Source organism: Candidatus Zixiibacteriota bacterium (genome assembly GCA_021159005.1).
Taxonomy (GTDB): domain Bacteria; phylum Zixibacteria; class MSB-5A5; order UBA10806; family 4484-95; genus JAGGSN01.
In genome coordinates this window covers 1-8,300 of sequence record JAGGSN010000047.1, presented here as the reverse complement: position 1 = coordinate 8,300, position 8,300 = coordinate 1, and the positions used below count along the sequence as shown (strand labels likewise).

6 protein-coding genes are annotated in these 8,300 nt (G+C 41.4%); all 6 read right to left on the bottom strand.

Going from position 1 to position 8,300, the window contains the following annotated elements; genetic code table 11:
- Window positions 1–343 precede the first annotated feature (343 nt).
- Complete coding sequence (locus tag J7K40_02860; protein ID MCD6161336.1) at window positions 344–745, bottom strand: hypothetical protein; 402 nt, start codon at window positions 743–745, stop codon at window positions 344–346.
- A gap of 446 nt (window positions 746–1,191) precedes the next feature.
- On the bottom strand, window positions 1,192–4,590 hold the full coding sequence (locus J7K40_02855; GenBank protein MCD6161335.1) for a PAS domain S-box protein: 3,399 nt from the start codon (window positions 4,588–4,590) through the stop codon (window positions 1,192–1,194).
- 96 nt (window positions 4,591–4,686) lie between these two features.
- Entirely contained in the window at window positions 4,687–5,478 is a 792-nt protein-coding gene (locus J7K40_02850) for a response regulator (GenBank protein ID MCD6161334.1), read from the bottom strand.
- Between the two features lie 359 nt (window positions 5,479–5,837).
- Entirely contained in the window at window positions 5,838–6,545 is a 708-nt protein-coding gene (locus tag J7K40_02845) for a queuosine precursor transporter (protein ID MCD6161333.1), read from the bottom strand.
- Window positions 6,546–6,556: 11 nt separating this feature from the next.
- On the bottom strand, window positions 6,557–6,985 hold the full coding sequence (gene queF / locus J7K40_02840; protein MCD6161332.1) for an NADPH-dependent 7-cyano-7-deazaguanine reductase QueF: 429 nt from the start codon (window positions 6,983–6,985) through the stop codon (window positions 6,557–6,559).
- A 93-nt stretch (window positions 6,986–7,078) separates the two neighbouring features.
- Window positions 7,079–7,975, bottom strand: coding sequence for a prenyltransferase (locus tag J7K40_02835; GenBank protein MCD6161331.1), 897 nt, complete (start codon window positions 7,973–7,975; stop codon window positions 7,079–7,081).
- Window positions 7,976–8,300: the final 325 nt, after the last annotated feature.

The window sequence follows — 8,300 nt, the reverse complement described above, 5'->3', positions numbered from 1 at the left end:
ATACCTCCTGCCTGCCGGCGCCCGCCTGTCTGCGGACACGGGGCACGGTATTTTTGTTATCCACTATTGGTTTAACATACAACTTTTGTACGTTCTATCACATAGGCAACACATTAGACCGAGCACATGGGTAACACTTTTCTTATCCGGTATCACACCTAACAGGTGAGTTTATTTTTTAGATCTGCTATGCCGTTCCTGCGGCAGGCAGGTTAATTTTATAAATCGACCTAATCCAAAGCAAATGATTATCTTCATGCCATGAAATTAAAACATCCGGCATCCTGCCCGTTAGATGGGATACCGTTTGTGTCAATCGAGGTCGTCATTTTCAAATATATTATTATAATTCAAGTATAGTATCAAACAATTCACCGTTTCTTCTTCTTGTGATATATTTATAAATTTCCCGGAATGAGTTATATAATATCATTAATATGTCTGATATCTTCTCGGCTTTTACTACTATAGGTTGATATTTTGTTTTATTTGCAATATTTTTGAAATTTGGACTTTTACGTCGGGCGATAAGAATGTCTGAGTCTTTGATTATCTCAATAATCTCTTTCATTTTTTCGGTTTTTGCATGTTCCATATTTTTTGCAGCATTAACCCTTTTTTCCACAAACAAATGGTCAGAATTCTCAAAAATATCATAAATATAAAAATACTCCGTATCGCCCATGTGGGTTTTAGCAATATTCTTGCCATCATTCGATCCTATACACAGTCTGATTTTTTTCATATTTTTCCTCCTTAAATATATATCGACCCGTTTAAGGACGGGAGCCATCTATTCCATTCTTTTTTCCTGTAAACGGTGGTTGAATCTTACGCCGTTTTAACAAACACGAAATCAATGTAATTTAATTAATTTTTAAAATCAACCGGCGATTTATAAACATCGGCATCTCACCTAACAGGTGGGTTTATTTTTTAGTCTGCTATGCTGTGCCTGCGGCAGGTAGATTGATTTTTAAAATTTACCTAATCCAAAGCGAATTTTATGGTTGTGTACATCCTGGTTCGCCAATATATATTTGTTGACAGACGAGGACGTCCGCCAACTACAACATTACGATGATAATGACAGCCGAGCAAGAATTGATATTGGAGATAGGACGGGCAAACGAGTCCGCCGCCGCAGCGGATACTCTGCTATGATACACCTTCACATGTCAAAGCCCCACATTACGCCTTTACAGCCCGCACTTTATCAATTTCACGCCTTACTGCCTTAGCTATTGTCTTAATAGTCAGCGGTTTTTTTATAAATGTCCCCGCTCCCAACCTTATAGCTTCATTAACTCGCTCTGTTTCGGCAAACCCCGAAATAATAACAGCTTTTTGGGAAGGGTTGATTTCAAGCCTTTTCTGATATGTTTCAGCGCCATCAATACCACCGGGCATAATCATATCCAATACAAGCAAGTCCTGAGGATTGTTCTTTAAAAATTCTAAGGCGACTTCGCCGCTATTAACAGCCGATGCATTATAACCAAGTTTCTTAAGCAAATTAAGCGCGACCTCTCTCTGAAAATCATCGTCATCCACAACAAGAACGCTTTCGCTGCCGCCGATTACATCATCTGGTATCGGCATTTCAATCGATTCCCTCGTGATCGGGAAATACAAGTAAAATGTGGTTCCTTGACCAACTTTTGTTTGAATATCGATATAACCGTTATGGTCATTCATTACAGCGTGAACAACGCTTAAGCCTAAACCTGAGCCTCTCTTTTTGTTGGCAGTCTTGGTAGTAAAAAATGGCTCATATAGTTTAGACAATATATCCTCAGGGATGCCGCAGCCCGTGTCAGCAATAGAAACCTTCGCATATTCTCCCTTGGCGACGCCGCCATACTTTCCGATAGATTTGTCGACATAGAAATTTTCGGTTGTTATCGATAGATGTCCATTATCCTGCATTGCATCGCGGGCATTATTTATCAGGTTTGAGAACACGCGCAGGATTTGCGCTGCTCCGCCTTTTATGTTCATCAGGTCTTGGCTTAACCTGGTTTCTATATAAAGCGTATCCGGTTTTGATTCTATCTGTTTAAGAGCTTGACTAATTACATCATTCAGGCATAGGGTTTCCATAGCGAAATGCCCGCGCCTGCTTAATGTGAGCAATTCCTGATTGATGTCAGCCATAATCTCTGCCGCTTTTTCAATATCATTCAATAACGGAATAGCAGGATCATTATTTGAAAGATGATTTTTTATTAAATCCGGGTAGGCTATCATTGGGCCTAACAGGTTATTAAAATCATGCGCTACCTGACCGGCGATTTTACCGGCAGCTTCCAAACGCTGCGCCTGGGAGGCGAGCTCCTGAAGCCGCTTTGTTTCGGTGATATCGCGAATGATTGCCTGAGACCCAACAATTGTTTTATCCTTATACGTAGGCAGAGAATTTATTTCTATGATGGCGATACTGCCATCCTTCTTAACACACTTAGACAAATGATTTTCAATAATCTTTCCAGCTTCGATATCTTGTAGGTTTTGAGTCGTTTGCTGGATATCTGATTTAACAACCAAATCCATAATATTATTGCCAATTAGCTCCTTCGGCAGATAGCCAAATACCCTCTCTACTGATGGAGATACGTATGTTATAGTTCCATCCAATTTATTTGCTAAGATAACATCGAAAATGTGTTCGGCAATTCGCCGGAATTTTTCCTCGCTTTCCTTTAATGACTTTTCAGCTTGCTTTTGTTTGGTAACATCTCTGGCTATTCCGCAAAGTCCTACAATTTCACCATTATTGTTAAGCATTGGCACTTTAATAACATTGAAAGTGAAAGGGATGCCATTCACTGGCTTCGTATGTTCCTCTCTTATTACCTCCCCGTAAAGGACGCGCGAATCCATTTCTTTGATATGCGCCCCTGCTTCTTCCCCGAATAAATCATTATCTGTCTTTCCTATCAGTTGTGAAGCAGGCATCCCCAAAAGCTCTTCCATAGCAGGATTAGCAAGTATATATCTTAGCGAATGATCTTTAATGAAAATGGAATCCTGGGCAGTCTCGAATACGGCGCGGAAACGCCCCTCGCTTTCCCTTAGAGCTTCTTCGGTTTTCTTTCGCTCGGTGATATCCTCGCCCGAACTGAGATGGCCAATTATATTTCCCTTATTATCTTTTAAAAGTGTATTATGCCAAGCAATTAATTTCTCCTGCCCCGACTTGGTAAGAATCGGATTCTCATAATATTCGATGCTTTCAATCTCTTCAGCCAGAAGTTTTTGTGAAACAGGTATTAATTTATCCCGCAGCCATTTTGGTATGAAATTGTCAAACCAGTTTTTTCCTATGATATCTTCCTCGCTATAGCCTAATACTTCACAGCCTTTTTGATTTATCAGGGTTACTTCCCCATTATTATTGATAGCAATGATAATAACGCCCGCTATATCAAGGTAGAGCTGTGCCTTATTCTTTTCAATACGTAAAGCTTCTTCCGTCAGGCTGCGGTTTACAAGCTCTTCCTTTTGTGCTATTATAGCTTGCTGAAGCTTACGGTTTAGACGAGATACATAAAGTGCAAAAAAACCTATCAGGAATATGGCAGTAAGGAGATATACAATCCAGGGCAAATATTGCCATAGCGCATCTCGAAAAGACACTTTGCCGTAATCCCGGTATGGCCCGATATGAAGATATTTCAGACAATCATGTACGGACTGATAGTTGCGAGGGATAGTCCAGCCGGCGCTTCTCGCAGCCTTGGCGGCAGGGCTGTCCGAAGACATCCTCAGCAAAGCGGTAGCGACCTTTTCGGCAAGTTCACTTGAAGTATGGCTGACTTTGGCGAAGGGCCATTCGGGATACAAACGCGTTGTATGAAGTAAAGGGAAATCACAAGAACCGGCAATGGATTTATTGCATGGTATTGTGTAATAATCTTTTAAATTTATTTTGTTTTCTAATGCCATCCGTTCAAGCACATCGGAACGGACGGTCCCGGCATCTACTATGCCATCCCGGACCGCCAGAACTACAGCATCATGAGTGCCGCCGAAACTCATATCAGCGAAATCGCGGTATGGGTCAATTCCCTGTTCTTTGAGTTCTCTCCAAGCCATCTGCCAGCCGCCAAATGACATTTTTTCTACAGCCATGAAGCTTTTGCCCTTTAGGTCTTTTACTGTTTTTATATCATTGCGGTCTGCCCTGTAAAATATCACCCCGCCGAATTCCGTTAATGCTTTGCCCATAAAAAGGTTTTTCAATGTTGCCATCCGGCTTACATCATACTGCAATTCCAGATATACATAGAAAGATGAATTAGTTAGAATGAAATCAATTTCTTTCTGCTCGATAGCCGAGTAGATTTCATCAAAACCAAGCGGGATAATAGCGAAGGAATAGCCGGGTATTTCTTGCGTTAAGTATGCGGCAGTTGGCTCCCATTTTTCTATGCATCTATCAACACTGCGTTTGGCAAGAACGCCGATTTTAATTGACTGGGTTGTGTCCAAAGCGGTGGGACCTGCTCTGAGAGAAAGCGGTGATATAATTAATGTTATTACGATGCTGAGGATTAGACGAGTTTGGATTTTTAAGATATAATGCATTTATCACCCCTTTTTTCTGCCGGCGATTACTTATCTAATTTAAAAATCTGGTGTCTACAGTTATAAGAAAAAGATGCCGCTAAAATATCCAACATTTTAATTCCAAACCTTTTGTCTTGGTTGAGCGATTAAACTCTCTATTTTTCTGAGAATTTCTAAATTTCTGAAAGGTTTAGTAATGAAGCCATCAGCTCCGGCTGACATGACGTCCTTTTCTTGATATTTCCCCGAATGACCTGTTATTAGTATTACAGGAATATTGGGGTTATTTTCTTTTATGCTAACTAAAAGCTCAAGGCCGTTCATTTGGGGAAGCACAATATCGGATATTATTAAATCGACCTTGGATGATTTCATCAACTCTATCGCATCCTCGGCTGATTGAGCTTTTAATGATTCATATCCTTCGTGTTCAACAATATTAGTTAAAATGTTCAATATTATTTTATCATCATCAATAAGAAGGAGTTTTTTTATGGTTTTATTTAAAAGCTTCTTAACTTTTGATAGAAGTATATCTTTCTGAATCGGCTTTACTAAATAATCGTTGGCTCCCATTGAAATACTTTTAGTAACCGATTCTTTATCGCCAAGCGCTGTGCACATCAAAATAGGGATTTTACTTATCCTTAAAAACGACTGTCTAAATTTCAAGAGTTCAAACCCATCAGCTTCAGGCATCATTATATCCGAAATGATAAGTGTTATAGATGAATTTGATTCCAGTAAAGCGATAGCCTCCTTAACCGATTGTGCCAGCAATGTCTCATATTCGCTTTTTTTAAGAGTTTTATCGATAACTTTCAGCGTAACCGGGTCGTCTTCGACAATTAATATGCTCATAATATCAGTACCTTTTAATGTTTTAGCAATACTTCTATAAATCATAGTATTTCGGATTACAGTATTGCAAGTACTTTTTCTTAATATCCTTATCTATAGTTATCGTCAAATTGCCGCTAATCTTATCTATAATTTTTTGCCTGATAGATATAAATTTGTCCGCCCAAGACGGCTGTTTCTTTGCTATTGCTATCGCGCGTAGTGGCGTATTGCAATATGCCCCTGCGCGCTGCGTTTATTGGCTGTAGGTCGGACCGTCTGTGCTGTCGGGATTTACTTCCGACAGTTTTGGCAGAAGTCATCCACTATGATGAATTACGGCTTGTGGGCGGCAGATGTCCTCGTTTGCCCCTTTGGCGGCTATGACTGGTTGTGTTCCAACCGGAGAAACCCAACCCGATACCTTAATTAAAAAATACCTTTATCGGATTGAAATTGGTGTCGGTATCATAGTAATCTGTTCCCTCAATCCGTTTCAACTTATTGACTACATAATATGTCAGCGGCGTAGCAATGGTCTCATAAGCTGCTTTAAACAACCATTGCGACACTATCGCCATCCATAGCGATGAGGCCGGGAAAACGCCCCAGAATGCCGCGCTGATAAAAATCGCCGAATCAACTCCCTGCCCGACTATAGTCGAGCCTATTGTGCGAAGCCATAAAAACCGACCGCTGGTGCTAACTTTCAATTTTGCCAGCACATACGAATTGAGAAACTCGCCGGCAAGATAAGCGATAAATGACGCCGCCAACAAACGAGGAGCAAAACCGAGAATAGCCTTATAAGCATTCTGCGCCTCAGCTGCTGAACCATACGCGCCGGCGTTCCAGAATGGAGCGGCTGGCAGAAGCCCTGCCAACCAGATAGCGCCAACCGCCAGCAGGTTGCAGAAAAAGCCAATCCATATCACCTGACGGGCGCGCGCATACCCATACACCTCAGTGAGAACATCCCCGACAATGTAGGTTAAGGGAAATAATATCACTGCGGCGGGAAGATATAAACCGAATATATTGACCAGCTTAACCGCGATGATATTTGAAATTATCAAGGTTGAAATAAAGATGCCCGCAATAAACACGAACCAACGGTAACTTGTTTTTCCCATGATAGTAATTCCTATAGCCCTATCGCTTCTTTTGCCTCGGATGTTTTTGTATGTTCGGCCTCAACTGTAATCCCGATGCCGCCCCTGATATTGAAATCGCCGGTGATTCTGCACCAATGGGGATCGACAGCCTTGGTGAAATCATCCAGCATAACATTGACAACATGTTCATGAAATACGCCCTTATTGCGAAACGACCATAGATATAGCTTGAATGATTTCGACTCCAAGACTTTTTTATCCGGCACGTACTGTATTCGAATAGAGGCAAAATCCGGTTGTTTGGTAATCGGGCAGATGCAGGTAAATTCATCGGTTTCAAGCGTTACTAAATAATATCTATTTGGCGAACGATTAGGGAATGATTCGAGTTTTTTACCCGGTTTGGCTTTTTGACCAAGTATGGTCAAGCCGCTGGTATTTGACGACTTCTTTTTCATATAATTAATACTCCCGCTGGAAATTGATTGCTCTTATGATAGTCTTTGGAGCGCAATCTTAAAATCGATGTAAATTCCCATTGCGCTATCCAACTAACTTATCACTCTTGCTAAAACATACCCAACCGCCAGTAGAAGCTGAGTCAATAAAACAGTCATAACATTAGCGCCCTGAGCCGGTATGAGTTCCTCTATCTTTTTGAATGTCATCGCGCCTTTAATTGCTTTTATGCCCAAAGGCAAAGTTAATAGCGCCAGCAGGCTCCAAATCGGCATAAGCTTTAATAGTACGCCGCCAATAACCCATAAATATACCAATATAATAAGCATCGAGTAAATGACAGCCGCTTTTTTTGCTCCTAAGATTATCGGCAGTGTTTTACGGCGGCCTGTTTTATCAGCCTCAATGTCGGGGAATTCATTCAGCAAGAGAAGATTGCAGACCAATAATCCGGATGGTACCGAGGCGAATAATGCCTCCCAGGCGAAGCTGCCGTTTAGTATCATAAATGTGCCGAATACAGGCAATGTTCCAAGTCCTAAGCCGGCGGCTAATTCCGGCATGCCGACTATATGCGTAATGTGACTGGTGTACCATAACACAAATATCGCGCCTATGATGAATATCGGCAGAAGGTAAAACCCGCGCGTAACGAGAAAATAGATGCCTATCGGCACAGCTAAAAAGAATGATGCCAGACCCAATTTCAATACCGATGAGGCAGACAGCGCGCCAGAGGGCAATAAACCGCTGCCGCCTGAAAAAGGCGTCCTTTTTACATTTAAGTCGATGCCGGTCTTAAAATCACTGTAATCATTAAGGGTGTTTACGCTTATATGCAGAAGCAATAGCCCTATCATAGACAGCGCAAAATTCAGAGTGTTGAAATTGCCGTTATATAAAGCCATTCCCATGCCCAGCATAACAAGGATTGGCGACAGAAGTAAAAACTGAGGCCTTGTCTCTAATAAATATACTTTTACGCTCATTTTAATTCTCCTTGTTATCAATTTATTTCAAATTGATTGTTATTATTCAAATATTATGACTGAAAGTCAAGAGCAATTTTGAAGGAGTTTCCCCATCCGCCTTGGGCGGGTCATGATTTCCACTTTCCGGAAATGCAAACTCTGTGAAATAAATTATATCACTACTGTCCGGCCTTTTGTCCGCCTTAGGCGGATGCTATAATGATGTCATTCCCAACACTGCCCGCGTCATTCCCAACTTGATTGGGAATCCAGAGATTGGTTGTGCCGCCGATACCTCCTGCCTGCCGGCGCCCGCCTGTCTGCGGACACGGGGCATGGTATT